Here is a 22,425-nt window from a genome sequence, read left to right on the forward strand (position 1 = left end):
CCTCGACCACACGCCGATTGTCCTCGAACGGACGACCCTTACGTCCCTCATTCGATGGCAGCAAAGGTTCAACGCGTTCCCATTGATCGTTCGTGAACTGCGTGAACCTCGACCGGCGAACCATGATCCTCAGCCTGCCCGAACTTCACCGACTCATATAGGAGACACGCCCTAGCCCCTGCGGGCCGACGCGATATAGCCGACCACGGCCCCGGCGACGCCGAACAGCACGGGCCAGACCCAGAAGATCCCGAAGTCGAGCAGCGCTGCGACGGCCGCGGCGAGCAGCAGCAGCTCGACGAGCGCCTGCCCGAAGCGGTCGGTGCGCAGCACTGGGCGGGGCGACAGGAACAACGCCCAGATCAGCACCGACAGCACGAGGAACCCGAGACCGGTGAGCACGCCCGGGAAGGGCAGCGGCCACGCGAGGAAGCCCCACACGGTGACCGCCGCGACGGCGACCAGCTGGAACAGGCCGCGCACGAGCTGCAGGGTCGCTGCGGTGCGTGCGGACGAGGGCTGTGCGGTCACGGGGTGTTCGGAGGCGTTGGTCACCCCGACAGTCTACCCGCGACCGATCCCTCGTCTCTCATGAGACGGGCGTGGGTGGTTCAGCGCGCACCGCGAGAAGTGGTCCATTGCTTGGTGGTGAGTTAGCGTCTTCTCATAGACCAGATGGGTCTCGACATGGATCGCGGAGGAGACGGAGTCACGGTGCCGGTGGTGAGAGGGATCCGCGCGCTCGACGAGCGCGGCGATTTCGGCGCGCCCGTCGACGTCTCGTGGGCTTCGGGCCGGTTCCGCATCGGTGCGAGCGCCGAGCCCGCCCCCGGGAGCGGCATCGCGCACGGCAGCGACGAGATTGACGGCACGGGACTGTGGATGATCCCCGGCCTCGTCGACGCCCACGCGCATCTCGCGTGGCACGCCTTCGACGCGGCCGACCGCGCGCTCCTGAGCGAATCCGAGACCGCCGCCGCGACCGATGCGGCGCTCGCGCGCCTGCTCGCGGCCGGCTTCACCTCGGTGCGAGACGCGGGCGGTCTCGCGCCGTCGCACCGCCCAGGCAACCCGTCGGACGATCCGCTCTCGATCCCCCGCCTGCAGCACTCCGTCACCATGATCGACCGCTCCGCCGCAGACGCCGCGGGCGGGATCGGCCCGGCCGTCGAGGCCGCGCTCGCGGCCGGCGCGAACTGGGTGAAGCTCGTCGCGACCGCCTCGGTCGCATCGCCTCCCGGCTCGGGTCTCGACCCCGTCTTCACACCCGGCGAGGTGCGCGACGCCGTGCGCCTGGCGGAGCAGGCAGGCGCGGGCGTGATGGTGCACGCGTGGGGCGGCGCCGCGATCGACGCCGCGATCGAGGCCGGGGCGCTCAGCATCGAGCACGGCATCTTCCTGACCGACGAGCAGGCGTGCCGCGCGGCCGAGCGGGGCATGACCCTTGTGCCGACGCTGCGCATCTACCGGCTCGTGCAGCGCATGATCGGCGAGGGATCCCTCCCCGCCGCATTCCGAGCCCGCGTCGACGAGGCCGTCTCCGCGCACCCGGCGGCCGTGCTGCGCGCCAGGGACGCGGGTCTCGCGCTCGCCGTCGGCACCGACTCCGGCACCCCCGAGCAGCACGGCACGGGAGGCCGCGAGGTCGACGCGCTCGTCGCAGCGGGTCTCGCCCCGGAGGAGGCGCTCCTCGCGGCCACGCGCGGCGGGGCAGAGTTGCTCGCCCGCGTCGCGCACGCCGATGACGCCCCTTCGGGCGTCATCGCCGACGGCGCGATCGCCGACGCGGTGATCCTGCGCCGCGACCCGCGCGACCCCGGCGCGCTCGGCGACCCCGACGCGGTCGTCGCCGTCATCCTCGGGGGTCGCGTCCTTGACCCGGCCGTCCTCCGCCCGGCAGGATCCCTCGCGGAAGGGGAGGGATCCCCCTCCCGCATCGCCGCGGCACCGCACGCCGCCTTGGACCACCCCGCACCCGGAGGCGCCCAGCGCCCCGCCACCACCCGCACCCGAAAGGAACCGCAGTGACCAGCACACCCACCCCGAGGCGCAGACGCCTCGCCCTCGCGGCAGCCGCCGTGTCGGCGGCCCTCCTGCTCAGCGCCTGCTCGGGCGGCCGGACCGCCGAGCAGGCTCCCGCTGACGAGGCACCCGTCAGCGGAGGCACCCTCGTCTTCGGCCGCTCGGCCGCCGTGAACGACCTCGACCTCAACCAGCAGATCACGGCGAACAACGCCTTCGCGATCGACAAGATCTTCGAACCGCTCGTCAGCTTCGACGAGAGCGGCGAGATCGTGCCGTGGCTGGCCGAGTACTCCGAGAGCGACGATGGCACGAGCTACGTCTTCACCCTGCGCGACGGCCTGAAGTTCTCGAACGGCGAGGACGTCACGCCGGACGACGTGGTCTTCTCGCTCAATCGGCACCTGGAGGTCGAGGGGCCGCTGCCGCTCACCGCGCCCATCACCTCGATCGAGGCGACTGGAGAGCGCGAGGTGACCATCACGCTCAGCGAGCCCTACACACCCTTCCTCTCGGAGTTGTCGAGCTTCTCCAACGGCATCTTCCCCGCAGACTTCGGCGGCGCGACCGAGGAGGAGTTCTTCCAGAAGCCCGTCGGCACCGGTCCGTTCGTCGTGCAGGAGTGGGATCCCACCGGCGACCTCACCTTCGTCAAGAACGAGCACTACTGGCAGGAGGGCCGCCCCTACATCGACGAGCTCGTCTACAAGTTCGTCGCCGATGACACGCAGCTGCGTCAGCAGCTCGCCGCCGGTCAGCTCGACGCGATCGACATCGTGCCTCCCTCGAACGCGGCCGAGGTCGGCGACTCCGCCGACACCGTGCTCTCGCAGACCCCGGGCTGGTCGACCGAGCAGGTCTTCTTCAACACGCAGCGCGAGCAGTTCGCCGACCCGCACGTGCGTCGGGCCATCGCCCACGCGCTCGACCGCGAGGGAATCACGGCCGCCACGACCTTCGGCACCGCCGAGGTCGCGAACGTGCTGCTGCCGCCGAACGTCGCCTACTCGGCGAACGACGAGGGCTACGACCTCGCGTTCGACGTCGAGACGGCGAAGGACGAGCTCGCGAGGTCGCAGTACCCCGACGGCTTCGAGACGACGCTGCTGATCGCGAGCGGCAACTCGCAGCGCGCGCAGATCGCCCAGATCGTGCAGGACTCGCTCGCGAAGATCGGCATCACCGTCAAGATCGAGCAGCTCGACATCGCCACCTTCCGCGAGCGGTTCAAGGCCTACGACTACGACTTCATGCTCAACAGCGGGCAGCTCGACTCGCCCGACCCCAACGGCTTCGTCACCTTCCAGGCCGACCCCGAGGGCTTCAGCAAGTCGTACTGGACGCACTTCACCGACGACCGCGTGACCGCACTCATGCACGAGGGGCGCACGACGCCCGAGGGCGACGAGCGCGAGCGGGTCTACTTCGAGATCCAGAAGATCCTCGCCGACGAGGTGCCCTACATCCCGCTCTTCTTCCCGGCCAACCTGAAGGCGACGACCTCCGGCGTGCACGGCTTCACCGTGCTGCCGAACGGGTCGGTGCGCTTCCAGGACGCCTGGCTGAGCGCGTAGCGCGGGGCGGGCCGGGTCGATTCGGGCCGGGTCGGGTCGGGTCGGGTCGGTTCGGTTCGGTTCGGGGCGAGGGATCCCTCGCCCGGCCTCTCGCGAGTACACCCGTTCCGTCCGACTACGCCCGAACAGTACGGGCGTAGTCGGACGGAACGGGTGTGCTCACGGTGTGCTCGTGAGGCGAACGAAAGTTAGGGTGAAGCGGTGACGAAGAACACGGTGCTGCGGGTGCTCGCGGCGACGGGCCTGCTGCTCGCGCGCGTGGTACCCGTGATGCTCGGCGTGGTCGTCGCGGTGTTCTTCCTGCTGCGGCTGGTACCGGGCGACCCTGCGACGATGATCCTCGGCGACCAGGCCACGTCGCGGTCCATCGCGGATCTCCGCGGTCGGCTCGGCCTCGACCAGCCGCTGTGGGATCAGTTCACCGCCTTCGTCGCCCAGGTGCTCACCCGTTTCGACACGGGCGACTCGCTCGTCTCGGGGGCGTCGACGCGGGAGATGATCCTCGCGAAGGCGCCGGTGAGCCTCGGCATCGTGGGCCTCGCCGTGCTGCTCGCGGTGCTCATCGCGGTGCCGCTCGCGCTCGCGGCGGCCCTCCGGAAGGACGGCTGGGTCGACCACGTCATCCGCGTGCTGCCGACGATCGGCATGGGCATGCCGCTCTTCTGGATCGGCCTGCTGCTCATCATCGTGTTCGCGGTCGAGTTCGAGTGGTTCCCGGTCGGCGGTGTCGGCGAGGGACCGGGCGAGCCGCTGCGCAGCCTCTTCCTCCCGGCCCTCGCGGTGGCACTCGGCATGGCGCCGCCGCTGATCCGCTCGCTCCGCGCCCAGCTCGTCGAGGTGCTGGCGTCCGACTTCGTGACAACGCTACGCGCCGCGGGCATCCCCGAGCGCGCGGTCGTGCTGCGCCACGTGCTGCGCGGAGCCGCGCTGCCGACGCTCACGCTGCTGAGCGTGAACACCGCCTACCTGATCGGGGGCACGCTCGTGGTGGAGAAGGTGTTCGGCATCAACGGGCTGGGCACCCTGCTCTTCACCTCGATCGGCAGTCGGGACTTCCCCGTGGTGCAGGGCATCGCGCTCTACTGCGCGGTCGCGGTGGTCGCCGTGACGACGCTCGCGGGCCTGCTGTCGGCGCTGCTCGACCCGCGGTTGCGCGCGGGTTCGGGGCGGGTGAGGGATCCGCTCCCGTCCGCCGTGGCGACGACCTTCGATGCGCCGGTACACGCTCCGGGTCCCGTGACGGGAACGAACGACCCGGCGGCGGGAGACCCGCGATGAGCGCGCGCCGACCGGGCGGGCCTCCCGCGGGGATCGCCCGAGCGGCGACGCGCGCGGCACGGCCCGCGCGTCGCCGCGTCTCGCCGGCGCTCGTCGCCGGTGCGGTCCTCACCGCGCTCATCGTCGGGGCGGCGCTCCTCGCCCCGCTCGTCGCGCCCTACTCGCCGACCGAGCAGAACCTCTCCGCCGGGTTGCAGCCGCCATCCCTCGCGCACTGGTTCGGCACCGACCAGCTGGGCCGCGACATCTTCTCGCGCGTGCTGTTCGCCGCCCGCACGGACCTGCGCATCGCGCTGCTGGCCGCGATCGCACCGTTCGCGATCGGCGTGCTCGTCGGGCTCCTCTCCGGCTACTTCGGCCGGGCGCTCGGCGGATTCGTCGGGTGGGCGGTCGACCGCGTCACCGACACCGTGATCGCCTTCCCCTTCTACGTGCTCGTGATCGCGATCGCCTTCGCGGTGGGCGCGGGCGAGGGCGGAATCGTGCTGACCTTCGCGCTCGTCGGCTGGGTCGGCTACGCGCGCGTGCTGGGCGCGATGACCGCGGCACTGCGCGACGCGGACTGGGTGCTGGCAGCACGCGGGGGCGGGCTCTCGCACGTGCGGGTGCTGCTGCGCCACGTGCTGCCGAACATCCTGCCGCAGGCGGTCGTGCTGCTCGCGACCGAGATCGTGCTGATCATGGTCGCGATCGTCACCCTCGGCTATCTCTCCCTCGGCATCCAGCCGCCCACGCCCGACTGGGGCACCATGATCCTCGACGGTCAGCCCTTCATCACCTCGGCCTGGTGGCTGTCGGCGATGCCGGGCCTCGCCGTCGTGGTGACGGGCATCGCGTTCTCGCTGCTCGGGGACGGCACGGGCGACCTGCTGCGCATCGGCCGCGATCCCGCGCCGCGCCGCGCGCGCATTCCGCGCCGTGCGCGCCGCGCCACCGGTTCGGAGCCGACCGGGCTGCGGACGGGGGAGCTGCGCGTGCGCGGCCTGCGGGTCGAGAACCGCGAGGGATCGCCCCTCGTGGGCGGGCTCGACCTCGCAGTGGAACCCGGCGGTGCGCTCGGCATCGTGGGGGAGTCGGGCTCGGGGAAGAGCCTGACGCTGCGCGCCCTGCTCGGCATGATGCCGGCGGGCACCCGTGTCGCGTCGGGCGAGATCGGCGTCGGCGGTCGGGTCGGGATGGTGTTCCAGGATCCGCTGACCGCGCTCGACCCGCTCACCCGGGTGGGTGCGCAGCTGCGCGAGGCCGTCGCCGCGGCCGAACGGGATGGTGCGGACGGACGGCACGGGGCGGCCGGCCGGGGTGCCGCGGCCGGGAGGGGTGCGGCGGCCCGTGCGCGTGTCGCGGGAGCCGCCCGTCGGGGATCCCTCGCCGATCGCGCGCTCGAACTGCTGACCGCCGCGGGGCTGCCCGATCCGCAGCGCATCGCGCGCGCCTACCCGCACCAGCTCTCGGGCGGGCAGCGGCAGCGCGCGGTGATCGCGATGGCGCTCGCTGCGAACCCCGACGTGCTGCTCTGCGACGAACCCACCACCGCCCTCGACGTGACCGTGCAGCGCCAGGTGCTCGAACTGCTCGCGCGGCTGCGCCGCGAGCGGGGGCTGACGCTCGTGTTCGTGAGCCACGACCTCGCCGTCGTCGCCGAGGTCTGCGAGCGGGTGCTCGTGATGCGAGCGGGCGCTGCGGTCGAGGAGGGGCGGATGGAGGAGGTCGTGAGGGATCCTCGTGCGCCCTACACCCGGGCCCTGCTCGATGCGCTGCCCGTGCTGCCGCCGCTCGATCCCTCGCCGGCGCCGCCGTCCGCACCGGGCTCCTCGCACGCCTCGGATCCCGCCTCCGCGCCCGCGGCCACCCCCGCGCCGACCCCCGTGCACGCCCCGACTCTTGACGAGGGGTCGCGTTTGGGGGTTATCGGGGCTCCTAAACCCCCAAACGTGACCCCTCAAGGTAGGGAAGGCGGGGGCCGCGCCGGGGTACCGGTGCTCGAGGTCGACGCCGTCGACGTGCGCTACGGGCGCGCCGTTGCCGTGCGCGGTGCGACGCTCGCGGTCGCCGCGGGCGGTGCGCTGGGTCTCGTGGGGGAGTCGGGCTCCGGCAAGACGACGCTCGCCCGCGCGATCGTCGGCCAGCTGCCGGTGAGCGCGGGGAGCGTGCGGCTCGACGGCGTCCCGCTGCCGAGGCGGCGAGGCGCGATGCTGCGCCGGGCCGTGCAGCTGGTTCCGCAGGATCCCTATTCCTCCCTCAACCCCCGCATGACCGCGGGCGCGACCGTCGCCGAGCTCGCCGGAGCCGCGCGCGTGCCCGAACTGCTCGAACTGGTGCGCCTCGACGCGGGCGTCGCGGGCGCCTACCCGCACGAGCTGTCGGGCGGGCAGCGGCAGCGGGTGGCGATCGCGCGAGCGCTCGCCGCGGCCCCCCGGGTGCTCGTCGCCGACGAGCCCACGAGTGCGCTCGACGTCTCCGTGCAGGCGGAGATCGTCGAGCTGCTTCGGGAGCTGCGGCGCGAGCTGGGCCTCGCGCTCGTCTTCGTGTCGCACGACCTGGCGGTGGTGCACCGGCTGTGCGATGAGGTCGCGGTGATGCGCGACGGTCGGATCGTCGAGCACGGCGGCCCCGACTTCTTCACGTCTCCGAGCGACCCGTACAGTCGGCGGCTGCTCGACGCGGTGCCGAGGCTCGCCGGAGCCGATGTCGGACCCCCTCGGTAGACTGGGGCGGACCGAGCAGAGGAGGTGCGAGATGGACGGCATCGTGTCGTGGGTCGAGCGGCTGCTCGACGGCTCGCTCATCGCGGGCGGCGTCTTCCTCGTGATCGGCATCGCCGGTGCGCTGCTGCTGCTCGTGTCGCTGCTGCTCGACGGCATCTTCGACGCGCTCGATTTCGGCGACGGTCCGCTCAGCCTCACGACGATCGCGGCGTTCACCGCGATCTTCGGCTTCGCCGCCTTCGCCTGCGTGGGGGCGGGCATGAGCACTTCGCTCGCCTCGGTGCTCGGCGCCCTGGCCGGCCTGCTCGGCGGCGCTGCGGCGTGGTGGCTGACCAGGCTCATCCGCGGGGCGGAGTCGAACACGGCGGTGAGCGGAGACGAGCTCGTCGGCTCCGTCGGCTCGGTGGTGCTCGCCATCCCCGCGACGGGCCTCGGCGAGGTGGCGCTCGTGCGCCACGGCGAGCGCATCTCGCTCTCGGCGGTCTCCGACCGACCCATCGCCCGCGGTACCGCCGTTCGCATCGTGCAGACGGTGACCTCCACCTCGGTGCGAGTCGAGCCGGTCGAGCCCGTGGCACCCGCGCCAGAGCAGTCGCCCCCAGACCCGAACCCACCGTCCGACTGAACGGAGACTCCATGTTCCTCGCAAGCCCGGCGATAGTCGGCATCTTCGGCGCCGTCATCGCGCTCGTGCTGATCGCGCTCGTCATCATCAAGCGCTATCGCATCGCGAAGCCCGACGAGGCGATCATCGTCACGGGCGGCAAGGGCAAGGAGGTGGTCGACGCCGCGGGCAACCGGACGAGGGATCTCTCGGGGCAGAAGGTCGTGACGGGCGGCGGCGTGTTCGTCGTGCCCTTCGTGCAGAAGTCGTTCACGATCTCGCTGCGCTCGCGCCGTCTCTCGATCACCACGGAGGCGCAGACGACCGACGGCATCACGATCCAGGCGCAGGCCGTCGCGGTCGTGAAGGTCGGGGGCACGCAGGAGATGATCCGGGCGGCCGCCCAGCGATTCCTCTCGAACTCCGACGAGATCGACGAGTCGACGCAGGAGGTGCTGTCGGGTTCCCTGCGCTCGATCATCGGCGGCCTGACCGTGCTGCAGATCATCAGGGATCGCGCGGTCGTGGCGCAGAGCGTGCTCGAGGCCGCCGAGGAGGCGCTGACGAAGCAGGGCCTCGTCGTCGACACCCTGCAGATCCAGGAGATCCGCGACGGCGCCGACTACATCACGAACATCGGACGCCCCGAGGCCGCGAAGGTGCGTCAGGCCGCCGACATCGCCGAGACGAACGCCTACCAGGCGTCGCAGGAGGCGAAGATCGCGGCCGAGCAGGTGCTCGTCGATCGCAATCGTGAGCTGAAGCTGCGTCAGGCCGCCGTGCAGGTCGAGACCGACAAGGCCACCGCGCAGGCATCCGCAGCCGAACCGCTCGAGCAGGCGATCCAGCAGCAGGCCATCGTGCAGCAGCAGCAGATCACCGCCCAGAAAGAGGTCGCGCTGCGCACCGAGAAGCTGAACGCAGACGTGCGCGCGGTCGCCGAGGCCGAGGCCTACCGGGTCGAGCAGCTCGCGAAGGCGGAGGCCGCCGCCGCGATCTCCGCGGCCGAGGGCCGCGCCGCCGCGATCGAGCGCGAGGGTCTCGCGAGCCGGGCGGCGCGTATCGCGGCCGCCGAAGCGCTCGAAGCCGAGGGTCGAGCCGAGGCGGCGGCGCTGAAGGCGAAGGGCACGGCGGAGGCCGCGGCGATCGACGCCCGCGCTCGCGCGCTCGAGACCCAGTCGCAGGCCGTGCTGGCGCAGGAGCTCATCCACCTGCTGCCCGAGATCGCGAACGAGTACGCGCGGGCGATCGGCGCGATCGACAACATGACCGTCGTCACCACCGACGGCACCTCGAAGGTCGCGGGCGACGCCATGGGCAACATCAAGGGCCTGCTGGAGATGGCGAAGGACACGGTGGGCATCGACCTCGTCGGTATGCTCAACGGCGTCGTCGCCGGCGGTGCCGCGGGTGCCGCCGCCGGACGCGCATCCGCGAGGAACGAGGCGGATCCCTCGCCCGCCGCCGAATCGGCGGGGCGCGCGGTCGCCGAGGCCGCCGAGGCCGTCTCGACCGCCTCGGAGGCAGTGCGCGATGCGGAGGCCCGCGCGGATGCGGCGGCTGCGAGCGCTCAGAGCGCTGCGGGCGCGGCCGCTCAGAACGCCGCAGGGGAGTCGCAGCCGAACGCGGCAGAATAGGCGTATGCCGCACACCGATCTCGACGCGATGCTCGGGCCCCCGCCGTCCTCGTACGCGCAGCCCGAAGCCGTCGTGCTGCGGCTGCGGCGCCACGGCCGCCGACTCGTGCTGCCCGTGCTGGTGCTCATCGTCGTCGCGGCGGCGGCGGGGTTCTGGGTGGGCGCGCTGAGCGAGCCCTGGATGAACCTCGCCGCCGCTGCCGGTGCCGCACTGGCCGCGCTGCTGCTCGGCGTCGTGCCGATCCTGCTCTGGTTGACGCGGCGCGTCACCGTGACGACCCGCCGCGTCATCCTGCGCCACGGCGTCTTCGTGCGTCACCGTTCCGAGGTCGCGCTCTCGCGGGTGCGCGAGGTGCGATCGCGGCGCACGCCGGGCCAGCGGCTCTTCGGCTCCGGCAGCATCGACCTGCTCGTGGGCTCCGAGAGCATCCGCATCGAGGACGTGCCGGGAGCGGGCGTCGTGACCGACGCGCTGCAGGAACTCGTCGAGCGCAACTACGAGCACTCGACGCGGGCCTTCGGGATGCCGGGCGTGCCGGGCGCCCCCGCGGGTCTCGGCACGCCGGGCGGAGCGGGAACGCCGAGCGCGCAGGCGTTCCCCGCCGCTGCCGGCCACGACCCGACCGCGGTGTTCCCGCAGTCGGCTCTGGGCGGCCGGCCTCCGGCCGCGGATCCCTCTGCCCCCGTCTCGTTCTGGTAGGCCCCGCGCGTCTCCCTCCGGTAGACCCGGCGCGCTCGTAGGCACCGTTCGGAGACGGGCGACCGACTTGCGTCGCTCCCGGGAGCGGCCGGTTACGTCGTGCGCTCGATGAGCACGTCGATGAGCTGCGAGGCCAGCTTCACGAGCCGCTCTATCTCGCTCTCATCGCGATCGACCCACCGGAACTCGGGCTCGCCGACCGGCACGAAGTTCTCGTGGCGCTCCCACACCATGAGCGTGCGCTCGGCGCCGAGCACGTACTGCTGCCACCACACCTGCCGCAGATACTGGCGAGGGATCGAGCGCCACTCCTTGTTGGTGGTCTTGATCTCGGCGAGTTCGACGCAGCCGTCCTCGCGCAGGGCGAGCCCGTCGGGAGTGGCGAGGTGGCGCCGGTCGAACTCGGCGTGGAAGAGCGCCTGGCTCGGAGAGATCCCGTGCTCCCGCTGCACCCATGCCGCGATCTCGGGCTCCCTGGCCTTGCCGTGGTCGGTGTAGGCGTTGCCGCTGAAACGGCTGCCGAAGAGCTTCTCCCGCGCCGCCGCCTCGATGGAGCGCGGCGTCGAGAGTTTCGCGACATCGGTCGCGGTGATGCCGCGCGCCCGGGCCCGGAACCACTCGCCGCGGTCGCTGCCGTCCGTCACCATGCGGCGCAGGTAGGCGGGGGCGAGAACGGTCACCCCACCAGTCTCCCACGCCTCCGTGCCGCGCGGGCGCAGCGCGTCGCGCGTGTAGCCGATCCCTCACTGAGAGCGGAATCCGCCCGTGCGCTGCGAACCGGGCGCTCGGCGAACGCGAGCGGATCTCTTGCGGGTGCTCGGGAGCCGTGCGGAGTATTGTCTTCCTGTGAGCCGCAGATCCCGGGGCGTGCGCCCCGACTGCGCCGCAGGGGTACTGAGGTAGCCCGCTCGACTCGCGGCGGGTTCCGCGAGGCAGGACGAACGGACCGGGGACTGAACATGGACAAGCGGGGCAAGGTGCCAGCCGAGAGCGAGAAGCTCAGGGCGCTCATCGTCGACGATGAGGACTCGATCACTCAGCTCGTGTCGATGGCACTCCGCTACGAGGGGTGGAACGTCGAGACGGCCTCGAACGCGGCGGAGGCGCTGGAACGCATCAAGGAGCGCGAACCCGACGTCGCCGTGTTCGACATCATGCTGCCCGACATGGATGGCATGCAGCTGCTCTCGCGCGTGCGCAGCGGAGGTGCGCTCTTCCCGGTGCTCTTCCTGACCGCGCTCGACTCGGTGGAGGATCGGGTGAAGGGGCTCACCGCGGGCGGAGACGACTACGTGGTGAAGCCGTTCAGCCTGGAGGAGCTGATCGCGCGCCTACGCGGGCTGGTGCGACGCTCGCAGATGGCGGCCGCACTGCAGCCCGATCCCGTGCTGCGGGTCGGAGACCTCAGCCTCAACGAGGACAGCTACGAGGTGGAGCGCGCGGGCGAGCCCATCCAGGTCACCAGCACGGAGTTCGAGCTGCTGCGCTATCTGATGCGCAACCCGGGGCGCGTGCTCTCGAAGGCGCAGATCCTCGACCGCGTCTGGGCATACGACTTCTCGGGCAAGTCGACCGTCGTCGAGCTCTACATCTCCTACCTGCGCAAGAAGATCGATTCGGGCAGGGATCCCATGCTCCACACGGTGCGCGGCGCCGGCTACATGCTGAAGCCGGCGAACTGACCCGGGCGGACCGGCTCGCACGCATCAACGAAACGTGATAGAGTTTCCGACGGCCCAAGACCGCCGGTAGGGTCCGCAAGGATCCCGGAACGTCTGCGAGAGCAGAGACCTGCGCAGGTACGAACTCCTTGAGGAGCGGACTCGATCCCTCACTCTCTGAAGCTCCGTGCGTGCGCGCCGGAGCTTTTCTCGTTTCGAGAGCGAGTTCCGAGCGGCGCCGGCCCCCGTGCGACGTCCGTCGCCCGGGTTACGACAAGCTAGGGAGCGCCATGGCTACGAAGGACGCTACGGTCGCCGATCTTCAGCGCAAGTTTGAAGAGTCGGACGCCGTTCTGCTGACTGAGTACCGCGGTCTCACGGTTGCCCAGCTGCGGGATCTCCGCAACAGCATCCGCGAGCACGCGACTTACGCCGTGGCGAAGAACACGCTGACCAAGATTGCGGCCAACAACGCCGGGATCACCGCTTTCGATGACGAGCTCGCCGGTCCCTCGGCTCTCGCCTTCGTGCACGGTGACACCGTCGCGGTCGCCAAGGCCCTGCGTGACTTCGCCAAGGCCAACCCTCTTCTGGTGGTGAAGGCGGGCTACTTCGATGGCAACGCCCTGACCGCCGCCGAGGTTGGCAAGCTTGCCGATCTTGAGAGCCGCGAGGTGCTGCTGGCCAAGGCCGCAGGCGCCATGCAGGCTGCTCTCGTCGGTGCAGCTCAGCTGTTCAACGCTCTGCCCGCCAAGGCCGCACGCGGCTTCGGCGCGCTGCAGGAGAAGCAGGACGCGTAAGTTCCGACCCCGTCGGATACATACCCACAACAAGACCCGCCTGCCGTGCGCACGCACGGGGGCAGACATCAAGGAGAAACACAATGGCTAAGCTTTCGACTGAAGAGCTGCTCGAGCAGTTCAAGGAGCTCACCCTCATCGAGCTCTCGGAGTTCGTGAAGGCGTTCGAGGAGACCTTCGACGTGTCGGCTGCCGCTCCGGTCGCCGTCGCCGCTGCTCCGGCCGCCGGTGGCGCTGCCGAGGCCGTCGAGGAGAAGGACGAGTTCGACGTCGTCCTCGAGTCGGCCGGCGACAAGAAGATCCAGGTCATCAAGGTCGTGCGCGAGCTGACCGGCCTGGGCCTGGGCGAGGCGAAGGCTCTCGTCGAGGAGGCTCCGAAGAACGTGCTCGAGGGCGCGAACAAGGAGGACGCGGAGGCCGCCAAGGCCAAGCTCGAGGAGGCAGGCGCCGGCGTCAAGCTCGCCTAAGCCCTCTTCGCCCTCAGGCGATTCCCGGCGGCCCCGCGGGAGTGTTTCGACACTTTCGCGGGGCCGCCGTCGTTTTCGATGAGGAATCCCTAACGCTCGCCTTCGCCTCGGCCCGCCTCCTCCGGTCCTCTTCCTCCTTTCGCGCGATCACGGCCTCGAGACTGGTGATTCCGTCCGACATCTGCTACTGTTTCTCGGCTGCTACGATCCGTTTTCCATTCGCCATGACGCTACTGAGCCGCTTCTGCGTGCGTCCTCTCGCGAATGTCAGTGGTACGGATCAGACTGGCGCAGGACGAAAGGATCCTCGTGGCCCTCATCTCATTGACCCTTCGACACGCGAAGAAGTACTGGTGGTTCATCGCCGCGGTGCTCGTATTGCAACTGCTGTCGACGATCGCGGCGCTGTGGCTGCCGAGCCTCAACGCGCAGATCATCGACAAGGGCATCGCCCAGGGCGATACCGATTTCATCTGGCGCACGGGCGGCTTCATGCTGATCGTGTCGCTCGGCCAGGTCATCACGGCCGTGTTCGCCGTCTATTGCGGCGCGCGCGCCTCGATGGGCATCGGCCGTGATCTGCGTCGCGAGGTCTACCGCAAGGTCGACTCCCTCTCCACGCTCGAGGCGACGAGGTTCGGGGCCGGCACGCTCATCACGCGCGGCACCAACGACGTGCAGCAGATCCAGATGCTCGTGCTGATGACCTTCAACTTCATGGTCTCCGCGCCGATCATGGCGATCGGCGGCATCATCATGGCCCTGCGAGAGGATGCGGGCATGGCCTGGCTCGTGTGGGTGTCGGTCGCGGTGCTGGCGGTGATCGTCGGCCTGCTCGTCTGGCTGCTGCTGCCGCTGTTCCGCACCATGCAGGAGAAGGTCGACGCGATCAACGGCGTGCTGCGCGAGCAGATCATGGGCATCCGGGTGGTGCGGGCGTTCGTGCGCGAGAATTTCGAGAGGGATCGCTACGGCGTAGCCAACCGCGACATCACCGACGTGTCGGTGAAGGTCGGCAACATCTTCGTGCTCATGTTCCCGGTCATCATGATGGTGCTGCACTTCGCGACGGCAGCCGTGCTGTGGTTCGGCGGGCACCGGGTCGAGGCGGGCGACGTGGAGGTCGGCTCGCTGACCGCCTTCCTGCAGTATCTGCTGCAGATCCTCATGGCGGTCATGATGGGCGTGTTCATGACGATGATGATCCCGCGCGCCGTCGTCTGCGCCGAGCGCATCCGCGAACTGCTCGAGACGGAGTCGACCCTGTCCTTCCCCGAGCGGGCGACCGCCCCGACGCCGACCGAGGGCCGCATCGAGTTCGACGGAGTCACCTTCGGCTTCCCCGGTGCTGAGAAGCCCGTCATCCGCAACGCGAGCTTCGTCGCCGAGCCCGGTCGCACGACCGCGATCATCGGCTCCACCGGCTCGGGCAAGACAGTGCTGCTCAATCTCCTCCTGCGGCTCTACGATCCGCAGGAGGGGTCGATCACGATCGACGGCGTGCCGGTCTCGTCTCTCACGCGCGCTCAGCTCGCCGAGGCGGCGAGTCTCGTGCCGCAGCGGCCGTACCTGTTCTCCGGCACGATCGCGTCGAACCTCCGCTTCGGTCGCGCCGATGCGACGGACGAGGAGCTGTGGGAGGCCCTGCGCGTGGCTCAGGGCGCCGACTTCGTCCGCGAGAAGGAGCACCAGCTCGACGAGCCGGTCTCGCAGGGCGGCACGAGCGTCTCGGGTGGCCAGCGCCAGCGGCTCTCGATCGCGCGGGCGCTCGTGGCGAGGCCCCGGGTCTACCTGTTCGACGATTCCTTCTCGGCGCTCGACGTCGCGACGGACGCGAAGCTGCGCGAAGCGCTGCCCGACGCGACGGCGGGGGCGACGACGATCATCGTGGCTCAGCGAGTGTCGACCATCACCGAGGCCGATCAGATCCTCGTCGTCGAAGACGGCGAGATCGTCGGACGCGGCACCCACGACGAGTTGCTCGAGAGCAACGAGGTCTACCAGGAGATCGTGCGATCGCAGCTGGAAACGGCTGAGGCGAGTGGAGGTGCGGCCTGATGGCGCGCAAGAAGAAGCAGGACGGCGGTTCGACCGCAGGCGGCGCGGTGACCACCGCGACCGATGAGTTCGAGCTGCCCGACGACTACCAGCCCGATAACGACGACTGGTCGGGCACGCAGCCGACCAAGAAGGCGAAGCACTTCTGGCCATCGGCCAGGCGACTCTTCGGCCTGCTCGCCCCCGAGAAGCTGCTGTTCGGCTTCGTCGTCGCGCTCGTCGTGATCTCGGTCGTCCTGACCGTGATCGCACCCAAGGTTCTCGGCCAGGCGATGGATGTGATCTTCAACGGCATCATCGGCAAGCAGCTGCCCGCCGGTGTGCCGCTCGAGCAGATCATCCAGGGTGCCAGGGCCGAGGGCAACGACCAGTTCGCCGACATGCTCAGCGGCGCGAACATCGTACCCGGCGAGGGCATCGACTTCGGTCTGCTCGCCCGCCTGATCATCGCGGTGCTCGGCCTCTACCTGGTGGCCTCCTTCCTGATGTGGTGGAACGGCTACATCCTGAACCGCCTGGTGATGCGCGTCGTCTACCGTCTGCGCGAGGACATCGAGGAGAAGATCAACCGCCTGCCGCTCAGCTATTTCGACGGGCGACAGCGCGGCGACGTGCTCTCGCGGGTCACGAACGACGTGGACAACATCCAGCAGGCGCTGCAGCAGGCGCTGTCGCAGCTGGTGCAATCCGCGCTCACCGTGCTCGGCATCGCGATCATGATGTTCGCCGTGTCGTGGCAGCTGGCCCTGCTCGCGCTGATCGCGCTGCCGCTCTCGGGCATCATCGCCGGTTTCGTGGGCGTGCGCGCACAGAAGCTGTTCGTGGCGCAGTGGAAGAACACGGGCGATCTCAACGGTCACATCGAGGAGTCGTTCACCGGCCACGAGCTCGTGCGCATCTTCAACCGCGATGTGGAGATGACCGAGGAGTTCGACCGCCGCAACGAGGGCCTGTTCCAGGCCTCGTTCAAGGCGCAGGCGCTCTCCGGGACCATCATGCCCTCGATGCAGTTCGTGCAGTATCTCAGCTACGTGCTCATCGCCGTGGTCGGCGCGCTCCGCGTCACGGGCGGCCAGATGACACTGGGCGACGTGACCGCGTTCATCCAGTACTCGCGCGAGTTCTCCCAGCCCATCGGGCAGATGGCGGGCATGGCCAACATGCTGCAATCGGGTGTCGCCTCGGCGGAGCGCACCTTCGAGCTGCTCGACGCAGACGAGCAGGACCCCGACACCGCAGAGTCGTCGCTGCCCGAGCGCACCGACGGGCACGTCGAGTTCGAGCACGTCTCCTTCAGCTACGACCCCGAGTCGTCGCTGATCGAGGATCTCTCGCTCGAGGCCCGACCGGGTCACACCGTGGCGATCGTCGGCCCCACGGGCGCGGGCAAGACCACGCTCGTGAACCTCATCATGCGGTTCTACGAGCTGAACAGCGGACGCATCCTGCTCGACGGCGTCGACATCACCCGGCTGTCTCGCGCCGAACTGCGCGGACACGTCGGCATGGTGCTGCAGGACGCGTGGCTGTTCGACGGCACGATCCGGGAGAACATCCGCTACGGCCGCCTCGACGCGACCGACGACGAGATCGTGGAGGCCGCGCAGGCGACGATGGTCGACCGCTTCGTGCGCCAGCTGCCCGACGGCTACGACACCGTGATCTCCGAGAACGCGTCGTCGCTGTCGGCGGGTGAGCGGCAGCTGCTGACCATCGCGCGCGCCTTCATCGCGAACCCCTCGCTGCTGATCCTCGACGAGGCGACCTCGTCGGTCGACACCCGCACCGAGGTACTGGTGCAGCAGGCGATGCGCGCCCTGCGCGCCGACCGCACCTCATTCGTCATCGCGCACCGTCTGTCGACGATCCGCGATGCCGACACCATCCTCATGATGGAGAGCGGTCGGATCGTGGAGCAGGGCACGCACGAGGAACTGCTGGCGAAGAAGGGCGCCTATTACGCGCTCCACCAGGCACAGTTCGCGGGCGAGGACGCCGAGGAGCGCGCTGCCGAGCTGTTCGAGGAGCCCGCGACCACGGGGGTCATCCCGGTGATGGATGAGACGCCAGTGGAGGAGAGCGGCGAGGCCGAGCGGGGCGAGTGACGGTGTCGGACAGCCCCGCCTCCCAGGGGAACGGCTTCGAGCCGTTCCCCTGGCCTCCGGTCGAGCCGACGTTCTCGGCGTGGAAGGCGGCAACGTTCGGCATCGGTGCCGCCTTGGCCGGTGCCCTTCTGCTCGCACGGGATCTGGCCGAGGGGGAGCGCGTGCACGCGCTCCTCACCGGTCTCCTCTTCAGCTGTTTCTCGCTGATCGGCTTCGGCCTCATCCCGCAGCGGCGCCCGCGCGGCGCCTTCCGCTACATCAACGCGACGGTGATGACCCGCGCGGAGAGGCCGACCGCGGACTCCTGGGTGCATCTCGCGCCCACGCGCCCCGCGCGGCTGCCGCTGCTCATCGCCGGGGCGGAGGCGACGCTCGCGCTGAGCGCGCTCGTCGTCTACATCGTGCTGGTGCTGCTCGGCCTCGCCCCGCTCCTCAACGAGGATACGGGGGAGGGCGGCTACCTGCTCGCCCTCGTGCCGGTCGCCCTTCTCGCGGTCGCGAGCGGCTGGGTCACGGCGCTCATGATCGGCAGACGCATCCGCGGGGGCAGCTTCGGCACGCGGCCCAGCGGCGTCGCGCTCGGCGAGACGAGCGTGACCGTGCGCGTCCCCGGCCGAGACATCGAGATCCCCTGGACCCAGATCAAGAGCGTCACCGCGCGCCGCACCGCTGTCGGCACCGATCTTCCCGGTTCGGTGCTGCTCCCGCGCCGCCACCGGGGCGAGAACCTCGATCTCATCCGTCTCGCGCTGCTCCCGGGCGGTGAGGTGACATCGCGGGAGCAGTGGCTGGCGGCCGATGGTTACTCGGTGCCTCGCGACGCCGTCTACACAGCGCTCCGCTGGTATCACTCCCACCCCGAAGCACGGTGGGAGCTGGGCCGGGTCGAGGGGGAGCGCCGCATCGAGGGCTGGCGTCGCCGCGCCCTCGCGGCGGCACGGCCAACCGAGGCGTGATTCGAACCGCTCCTCGGCATCCGCTAGACTGGTGAGGCTCCCCACGTGGCGCTATCTCCGGGAACTCCCCCAGGTCGGAAACGAAGCAAGGGTACCGGGGCTCTGGCGGGTGCGTGGGGAGTCTTGCATTTCCGCCCCGGCGCCCCGGTGGGCGAAGCACCCCCGCTGATTGAGCGAGGCGCGTCGCCCGCCCTGCTCACTCCCAACGGAAGAACATCGCCGCGACGACCGCACCGAGCACGGCGGAGACACCGAGGCCGACGAGGTGCGCGGGCTCGACGGGCAGGCCCGCCCATGCGGCCGACAGCGCCTCCACCCCCGCACCGAACGGCAGCGCCTCGCCCACCGCGGCGAGCCACCCGGGCAGCGAGTCGCGCGACCCGAACATGCCGCCGAGGGCTCCGAGTCCGAGAAATCCGATGATCCCGATCGCCACGGCCGCGTTCGGCGTGGGAGAGGCCGAGGCGACGACCATGCCGACGCCGTACATGGCGAGCATCGTGAGCAGCAGCACGCCGAGAGCGGTCCAGGGTTGCACGGGCATCCGCGCCCCGAAGAAGATCGCTGCCACGCCGTAGGCGAGGGCGATCCCCAGCGCTGCCTGCACGAAGCTCACAGCGACCTGCGCTCCGAGCACCGCGAGCGGCGAGAGGGGCGTCGTGGCGAGCCGCCGCAGCACGCCGGTGCGCCGGTAGGTGGCGAGGAAGCTCGGCATATTGGTCACCCCGATGAGCGTCGCGACCATGACGAAGACGAGCGGCAGCACGTACAGGTCGAGCGCGCTGCGTCCGTACGCGACGATCTCGGTTCCGGCTCCCGATGCCGAGGTGAGCAGGATGAGGATCGGCAGGCCGAACGGGACCACGAGCCCCGCGGTGTCGCGCGCGGTCATCTTCGCCTCGCAGACGCACAGCCGCAGCCATGCCGCGAGGCCCGGCCGGCGCGGGGCTGCGGCCGTCCCGCCTGTCTCGGTGAAGCCCGGCGCCGGTGCGTTCGCATTCATGCTGCCTCCTCCTCTTCGGCGTGTTTGCCGGTGAGCGCGACGAAGGCCTCGTCGAGGTCGGCGGCACCGGCCTCGGCCACGAGAGCCGCGGGGGTGCCGGTCGCGAGCACGCGCCCCGCGTCGAGCAGGGCGACGCGGTCGCACAACCGTTCGACCTCCTCCATGGCGTGGCTGACGAGCAGGATCGTGGATCCCTCGTCGCGCAACTGCTCGACGGTCGCCCACATCTGCCGCCTGGACTTCGGGTCGAGGCCCGTGGTCAGCTCGTCGAGGATCACGACGCGCGGCCGCCCGGTGAGCGCGAGCGCGATCGAGAGACGCTGCTGCTGCCCGCCCGAGAGCTTGTCGAACCGCACGCTCCGTTGCTCCTCGAGCCCGACGAGTCCGACGAGCTCGGCCGCGGGTCGCGGGTGCGGGTAGAAGCTCCGGTAGAGGCCGATCAGCTCATCGACGGTGAGCGCGTCGTGCAACCTCGCATCCTGCAACTGCACGCCGAGCACCTGTCGCAGCGCCGCGCGGTCGCGCTGCGGGTCGAGCCCGAGCACGCGCACGGTGCCGCGGTCGTGCCGTCCCGCCCTGTGCAGACCGGCGATCGTCTCCACCGTCGTGGTCTTACCGGCCCCGTTCGCGCCGAGGATCCCGAAGATCTCTCCGCGCTCGACCCGCAGGCCGACGTCGTCGACTGCGATCTTCTGCCCGTACCGCTTGTGCAAACCCTCGACGACGATCGCCGGTTCCGCCTCACCGTGATTCTGATTCCCGTCCATGCCACTCACGCTAGGTCGCGGCGCGGCCGCACCGCCCGTGCCGCCGGTCACGTCGGCGAAGGTGACTTCCGGCACCTGCGCGGCGCACTCAGTCCCCGTACGCTGGAGGGTATGCGGCGCTTCAACCCCGAACTGTGGTCGGGCGCGGCGATGCTCGCGGTGATGGTGGTCGCCGCGGGCCCGGCGCTCTTCGCTTGGGCGCCGACGCGGATCCCTCATCCCCTCTGGGTGGGGTTGTTCGTCGTGATGCTCCTCGCGCTGCTGGCGGGGATCTGGGGCGTCGACGAACCGCAGCGTCTCAGCCTCCGGGTGCACGGCCCGTTCGGGGTCGCCGTGCTGGCGTCGTGGGCGCTCGTGCTGGGGGCGGGCGGTCGAGGGATCGTCGCGATCCTGCTCGTGGTGACGGTCTCGGTATGCCCCTACATCGCGCCGTTGCGCGCGGGTTGGTGGCTGATCGCGCTCAACCAGCTCGTGCTGATCGCGGCTTTCGTGCCGTGGAGGCCGCTGCCGGACCCGCCGTGGGCCGACGCCAGTGAGGTGCTCATCGAGCTCTCGATGTTCGGCGTGTTCTACCTGCTCATCCAGGCGGCTTCGCTGCTGAGCTCCGCGGCGCTGCTGCGTGAGCAGCAGGCGCGCCGCGCTCTGGCCGAGGCGCACGTCGAACTGCAGGCGGCCTCTGCGCTGCTCGCGGAGTCGACGCGCACGAATGAGCGGCTGCGCATCTCCCGGGAACTGCACGATCTGATCGGGCATCGGCTGACCGTGCTGACCCTCGAACTCGAGGCCGCGAAGCACCGGGCTCCTGCCGGGGCGGCCGCGATCCCGCACATCGAGCGCGCCGATGCGGTGGCGCGCGAGCTGCTGTCGAGCGTGCGGGCGACCGTGGGCGAGCTGCGCGGGCGGGACGGCGCGCTGCACGAGACCCTGCAGCGCGTGGTGCGCGATCTGCCCGGGCCCCGCGTGGTGCTCGAGGTCGACGAGACGCTCGAACTCGATGAGGAGCGCACCGTGCTGCTCGTGCGAGCGGTGCAGGAGATCGTCACCAACACGATCCGGCACGCGCACGCCCGGGAGCTGTGGATCGAGGCGCGCGCGACGGCGTCGGGCGTGCTGCTGCGCTCGCGCGACGACGGCCGGGGCGCTCGCGAGGTGGTGCCGGGCAATGGCCTGCGCGGCCTGCAGGAGCGCTTCGAGGCGTTCGGCGGCAGCGCGGTGTTCGAGGGCGCGGGCGGCTTCAGCGTCACGGCGCGGCTGCCGGTGGACGCGGGGGAGGCCTCCGGTGCTGGAATCCGCGAGGGATCCTCGGGTCTCGCCTCCGCAGCCTCGCCGCGACCCACGGAAGCCGGAGCGGCAGTGGATCGGGGGCTCGGGTGACCCGCGTGGTGGTCGTCGACGACCAGGCGCTCGTGCGGCAGGGGATCCGCACCCTGCTCGAGATCGCGGGAGTGGAGGTCGCGGGGGAGGCCGGCGACGGCGAGGAGGCGCTCGCCGTGATCGCCGAGACCCGCCCCGACGTGGTGCTGCTCGACCTGCGGATGCCGCATCGGGACGGCATCTGGACCCTGCGGAGGCTCAGGGATCAGGCGGCGAGGGATCCGGACCGCGACGTACCCGTGCTCGTGCTCACCACCTTCGACGACGATGCGCTCGTGCTCGACGCCCTGCACGCGGGAGCGCGCGGCTACCTGCTCAAGGACGTCACGCTCGAGCAGCTGACCCGCGCGGTCGACGCGCTCGCCGGCGGGGGCACCCTCATCGCGCCGTCGGTCACCGACCGGCTGCTGCGCGCCCTGCGCTCGGGACCCGCGCCGGCCGACGCGCGGTCGCTCCCGATCGAGCCGCTGACGGAGCGGGAGCTCGAGGTGCTGCGCCTCATGGCCGAGGGCTACAGCAACCGCGAGATCTCGGACGCCCTGTTCCTCGCCGAGGGGACGGTGAAGAACCACGTCTCGACGATTCTCGCCAAGCTCGGGGCGAGGGATCGCACGCGCGCCGTGCTGCGCGCGCTGCGCGAGGGCGTGCTCGGCTGAGCCCCAACCCTCACGGTTAAGCGGGCAGGGCCCTCACCGCTGGTTGAGCGAGCGGGGC

Annotated in this window: 19 protein-coding genes, 1 other RNA gene and 1 pseudogene; 16 read left to right on the forward strand and 5 right to left on the reverse strand. The window is 70.6% G+C overall.

The genetic code is table 11. The features are described 5' to 3' along the window. Positions 1 to 124 (reverse strand): annotated as a pseudogene (locus J4H91_RS10760) (IS5/IS1182 family transposase); the annotation flags it as partial. 47 nt (positions 125 to 171) lie between these two features. Beyond that, positions 172 to 555 (reverse strand): DUF2568 domain-containing protein, encoded by a 384-nt coding sequence (locus J4H91_RS10765; RefSeq protein ID WP_208046265.1) that lies wholly within the window; start codon positions 553 to 555, stop codon positions 172 to 174. Positions 556 to 687: 132 nt separating this feature from the next. On the opposite strand from J4H91_RS10765, the gene J4H91_RS10770 reads away from it, so the two are divergent. The 7 genes from J4H91_RS10770 to J4H91_RS10800 all read left to right on the forward strand — a co-directional run bounded on the left by J4H91_RS10770 (position 688) and on the right by J4H91_RS10800 (position 10,520). Next, positions 688 to 2,028 (forward strand): amidohydrolase family protein, encoded by a 1,341-nt coding sequence (locus tag J4H91_RS10770; RefSeq protein WP_208046266.1) that lies wholly within the window; start codon positions 688 to 690, stop codon positions 2,026 to 2,028. Then, a complete protein-coding gene (locus tag J4H91_RS10775) occupies positions 2,025 to 3,596 on the forward strand; it encodes an ABC transporter substrate-binding protein (RefSeq protein WP_208046267.1) in 1,572 nt (523 codons plus the stop codon). The genes J4H91_RS10770 and J4H91_RS10775 overlap by 4 nt, the downstream gene beginning before the upstream one ends. Before the next feature lie 201 nt (positions 3,597 to 3,797). After that, positions 3,798 to 4,874 (forward strand): ABC transporter permease, encoded by a 1,077-nt coding sequence (locus tag J4H91_RS10780; protein ID WP_341783521.1) that lies wholly within the window; start codon positions 3,798 to 3,800, stop codon positions 4,872 to 4,874. Beyond that, on the forward strand, positions 4,871 to 7,579 hold the full coding sequence (locus J4H91_RS10785; RefSeq protein ID WP_208046268.1) for an ABC transporter ATP-binding protein/permease: 2,709 nt from the start codon (positions 4,871 to 4,873) through the stop codon (positions 7,577 to 7,579). The genes J4H91_RS10780 and J4H91_RS10785 overlap by 4 nt, the downstream gene beginning before the upstream one ends. 31 nt (positions 7,580 to 7,610) lie before the next feature. Continuing rightward, the gene (locus tag J4H91_RS10790; RefSeq protein WP_208046269.1) at positions 7,611 to 8,204 is read left to right on the forward strand and encodes a hypothetical protein; all 594 of its coding nucleotides are present in this window, start codon (positions 7,611 to 7,613) and stop codon (positions 8,202 to 8,204) included. An 11-nt stretch (positions 8,205 to 8,215) separates the two neighbouring features. After that, positions 8,216 to 9,820, forward strand: coding sequence for an SPFH domain-containing protein (locus J4H91_RS10795; protein ID WP_208046270.1), 1,605 nt, complete (start codon positions 8,216 to 8,218; stop codon positions 9,818 to 9,820). 4 nt (positions 9,821 to 9,824) lie between these two features. Further along, positions 9,825 to 10,520, forward strand: a complete 696-nt coding sequence (locus J4H91_RS10800) for a PH domain-containing protein (protein WP_208046271.1) — start codon at positions 9,825 to 9,827, stop codon at positions 10,518 to 10,520. A gap of 92 nt (positions 10,521 to 10,612) precedes the next feature. Here the strand turns inward: J4H91_RS10800 and J4H91_RS10805 are convergent, their stop codons facing one another. Further along, complete coding sequence (locus J4H91_RS10805; RefSeq protein ID WP_208046354.1) at positions 10,613 to 11,167, reverse strand: YqaJ viral recombinase family protein; 555 nt, start codon at positions 11,165 to 11,167, stop codon at positions 10,613 to 10,615. A 312-nt stretch (positions 11,168 to 11,479) separates the two neighbouring features. Between J4H91_RS10805 and J4H91_RS10810 the strand changes: the two genes are divergently transcribed. The 7 genes from J4H91_RS10810 to ffs all read left to right on the forward strand — a co-directional run bounded on the left by J4H91_RS10810 (position 11,480) and on the right by ffs (position 18,696). Further along, a complete protein-coding gene (locus J4H91_RS10810) occupies positions 11,480 to 12,202 on the forward strand; it encodes a response regulator transcription factor (RefSeq protein WP_208046272.1) in 723 nt (240 codons plus the stop codon). A 269-nt stretch (positions 12,203 to 12,471) separates the two neighbouring features. Continuing rightward, the gene (gene rplJ / locus J4H91_RS10815) at positions 12,472 to 12,981 is read left to right on the forward strand and encodes a 50S ribosomal protein L10 (RefSeq protein WP_208046273.1); all 510 of its coding nucleotides are present in this window, start codon (positions 12,472 to 12,474) and stop codon (positions 12,979 to 12,981) included. Positions 12,982 to 13,064: 83 nt separating this feature from the next. Beyond that, a complete protein-coding gene (gene rplL, locus J4H91_RS10820; protein ID WP_208046274.1) occupies positions 13,065 to 13,448 on the forward strand; it encodes a 50S ribosomal protein L7/L12 in 384 nt (127 codons plus the stop codon). 309 nt (positions 13,449 to 13,757) lie between these two features. After that, positions 13,758 to 15,506, forward strand: a complete 1,749-nt coding sequence (locus J4H91_RS10825; protein WP_208046275.1) for an ABC transporter transmembrane domain-containing protein — start codon at positions 13,758 to 13,760, stop codon at positions 15,504 to 15,506. Continuing rightward, positions 15,506 to 17,611: an ABC transporter ATP-binding protein gene (locus J4H91_RS10830; RefSeq protein WP_208046276.1), complete on the forward strand. Its 2,106-nt coding sequence runs from the start codon at positions 15,506 to 15,508 to the stop codon at positions 17,609 to 17,611. Before J4H91_RS10825 ends, J4H91_RS10830 begins: the two co-directional genes overlap by 1 nt. A gap of 2 nt (positions 17,612 to 17,613) precedes the next feature. After that, positions 17,614 to 18,567, forward strand: coding sequence for a hypothetical protein (locus J4H91_RS10835; RefSeq protein WP_208046277.1), 954 nt, complete (start codon positions 17,614 to 17,616; stop codon positions 18,565 to 18,567). Positions 18,568 to 18,599: 32 nt separating this feature from the next. Then, positions 18,600 to 18,696, forward strand: an RNA gene (gene ffs, locus J4H91_RS10840) — signal recognition particle sRNA small type. Between the two features lie 67 nt (positions 18,697 to 18,763). Here ffs and J4H91_RS10845 read toward each other — a convergent pair. Further along, entirely contained in the window at positions 18,764 to 19,570 is an 807-nt protein-coding gene (locus tag J4H91_RS10845; RefSeq protein WP_208046278.1) for an ABC transporter permease, read from the reverse strand. Then, a complete protein-coding gene (locus J4H91_RS10850) occupies positions 19,567 to 20,337 on the reverse strand; it encodes an ABC transporter ATP-binding protein (RefSeq protein WP_208046279.1) in 771 nt (256 codons plus the stop codon). Before J4H91_RS10850 ends, J4H91_RS10845 begins: the two co-directional genes overlap by 4 nt. 111 nt (positions 20,338 to 20,448) lie before the next feature. Here J4H91_RS10850 and J4H91_RS10855 point away from each other — a divergent pair, with 111 nt between their 5' ends. After that, positions 20,449 to 21,711 carry a sensor histidine kinase gene (locus J4H91_RS10855; RefSeq protein ID WP_243752902.1) on the forward strand — a complete coding sequence of 421 codons (1,263 nt, stop codon included), beginning with the start codon at positions 20,449 to 20,451 and terminating at the stop codon, positions 21,709 to 21,711. Continuing rightward, positions 21,708 to 22,367: a response regulator gene (locus tag J4H91_RS10860; protein WP_208046280.1), complete on the forward strand. Its 660-nt coding sequence runs from the start codon at positions 21,708 to 21,710 to the stop codon at positions 22,365 to 22,367. The genes J4H91_RS10855 and J4H91_RS10860 overlap by 4 nt, the downstream gene beginning before the upstream one ends. The last annotated feature ends 58 nt before the right edge of the window (positions 22,368 to 22,425 follow it).

The sequence above is a fragment of the Leucobacter ruminantium genome (assembly GCF_017565705.1).
In the GTDB taxonomy this organism is placed as follows: Bacteria; Actinomycetota; Actinomycetes; order Actinomycetales; family Microbacteriaceae; genus Leucobacter; species Leucobacter ruminantium.